This is a genomic window from Dyadobacter sp., from assembly GCF_051859145.1.
GTDB lineage: Bacteria > Bacteroidota > Bacteroidia > Cytophagales > Spirosomataceae > Dyadobacter.
Genome location: NZ_JBHYGF010000379.1, coordinates 22,798 through 23,584, shown reverse-complemented (window position 1 = coordinate 23,584; position 787 = coordinate 22,798). Strand labels below are relative to the sequence as shown.

Sequence of the window (787 nt, the reverse complement as noted above, 5' to 3'; positions counted from 1 at the left end):
CACTAGTTTTGTTCAAATAGCAGTGACGCCAAATCACGTTAGCGGAAGAGTGAAATGGATGAAGCCAGTAACTGCTTCTGAATACACTGATACGAAATGATCGCAACTCATCTTGCCTAGAGTCTAGTCGGAATTTGCAATTAAATCTCAATTTCTACCGGCATTAAAACCATCCGACGAAATGTAGTTTTGAGCTTTCAAACAGCATCAAGGATGGACTATCAAACTCTACTACACCAGCTCTACCAGGATTTCAATGCTCGCCGGATCGATGCGGTACTGGCTCATATGCACACAGACGTAAGCTGGCCCAATGGTTGGGAGGGCGGATATGTGTCTGGGCACGAGCAAGTGCGTGCCTATTGGCTGCGGCAATGGCGAGAAATTGATCCCGTGGTCGAGCCTATTTCATTTGAGGCAAAATCGGATGGTCGGATTGCTATCAAGGTGCGTCAGGTACTAAAAGATTTGGCGGGTCAAATCCTGAGCAACACGCTGTTAATTCATATCTACACGTTCGAAAAAGGAATGGTGCGGACGATGGCGATCGAACATTAGTGCTTGCCATCATTGGGTTTTTGAAATTTTGTATCTTACCGAAATTTCAAAAACCCCCACACACGAATGAAAACCTCCCTCTCTCATCTTCCACAAAACAAGCAAGACCAATTGAAGGCGCTTACCGCTAATGTCCTCGATAAAGTTCCTGCGGAAATGATCATTCTCTTCGGCAGCTTTGCGCGTGGTGATTGGGTGGAAGATTATCAGGAGAAATACGAGTACGTGA

1 protein-coding gene is annotated in these 787 nt (G+C 45.6%); it reads left to right on the top strand.

What is annotated here, in order from left to right:
- The first annotated feature begins 213 nt into the window (after window positions 1–213).
- Complete coding sequence (locus tag ACTIE6_RS19620; RefSeq protein ID WP_439558263.1) at window positions 214–558, top strand: nuclear transport factor 2 family protein; 345 nt, start codon at window positions 214–216, stop codon at window positions 556–558.
- Window positions 559–787 lie beyond the last annotated feature (229 nt).